The organism is Vreelandella vilamensis (assembly GCF_031451755.1).
In the GTDB taxonomy this organism is placed as follows: domain Bacteria; phylum Pseudomonadota; class Gammaproteobacteria; order Pseudomonadales; family Halomonadaceae; genus Vreelandella; species Vreelandella vilamensis.
In genome coordinates this window covers 1-1,368 of record NZ_JARWAN010000057.1, presented here as the reverse complement: position 1 = coordinate 1,368, position 1,368 = coordinate 1, and the positions used below count along the sequence as shown (strand labels likewise).

The following is a 1,368-nucleotide window of genomic DNA, read 5'->3' as shown; positions in this document are numbered from 1 at the left end:
AGTCCTCAGGGATGTCTCATCTTGAAGGGGGCTTCCCGCTTAGATGCTTTCAGCGGTTATCCCGTCCGCACTTAGCTACCCGGCAATGCCACTGGCGTGACAACCGGAACACCAGAGGTGCGTCCACTCCGGTCCTCTCGTACTAGGAGCAGCCCTTCTCAAACATCCTACGCCCACGGCAGATAGGGACCGAACTGTCTCACGACGTTCTAAACCCAGCTCGCGTACCACTTTAAATGGCGAACAGCCATACCCTTGGGACCGACTTCAGCCCCAGGATGTGATGAGCCGACATCGAGGTGCCAAACACCGCCGTCGATGTGAACTCTTGGGCGGTATCAGCCTGTTATCCCCGGAGTACCTTTTATCCGTTGAGCGATGGCCCTTCCATACAGAACCACCGGATCACTAGAACCTGCTTTCGCACCTGCTCGACGTGTCTGTCTCGCAGTTAAGCACCCTTATGCTCTTGCACTCATTGCACGATGTCCGACCGTGCTGAGGGTACCTTCGTGCTCCTCCGTTACACTTTGGGAGGAGACCGCCCCAGTCAAACTACCCACCACACACTGTCCTCGATCCGGATCACGGACCTAAGTGAGAACGCCAATGATGCCAGGCTGGTATTTCAAGGGTGGCTCCACCGCAACTGGCGTCACGGGTTCAAAGCCTCCCAGCTATCCTACACAGGCAACATCAGCGTCCAGTGTGAAGCTATAGTAAAGGTTCACGGGGTCTTTCCGTCTAGCCGCGGGTACACCGCATCTTCACGGCGATTTCAATTTCACTGAGTCTCGGGTGGAGACAGCGTGGCCATCATTACGCCATTCGTGCAGGTCGGAACTTACCCGACAAGGAATTTCGCTACCTTAGGACCGTTATAGTTACGGCCGCCGTTTACCGGGGCTTCGATCAAGAGCTTCGCCTTGCGGCTAACACCATCACTTAACCTTCCGGCACCGGGCAGGCGTCACACCCTATACGTCCGCTTGCGCGTTAGCAGAGTGCTGTGTTTTTAATAAACAGTTGCAGCCACCTGGTATCTTCGACCGCTCTCCGCTCCACCCGCGAGGGGTTTCACGTAACAGCGGCGTGCCTTCTCCCGAAGTTACGGCACCATTTTGCCTAGTTCCTTCACCCGAGTTCTCTCAAGCGCCTGGGGATTCTCACCCTGACCACCTGTGTCGGTTTGGGGTACGGTCGCACATGATCTGAAGCTTAGAGGCTTTTCCTGGAAGCGTGGCATCAGTGACTTCCTGACCGTGGTCAGTTCGTTTCGCCTCTCGGCCTTAAGATCCCGGATTTACCTGAGATCTCAGCCTACCGGCTTTCACCAGGGCTACCAACGCCTGGCTCACCTAGCCTTCT

Annotated in this window: 1 rRNA gene; it reads right to left on the bottom strand. The window is 56.1% G+C overall.

Annotation, left to right across the window (positions count from 1 at the left end):
* Positions 1–1,368, bottom strand: a 23S ribosomal RNA gene (locus tag QC823_RS16105); the annotation flags it as partial.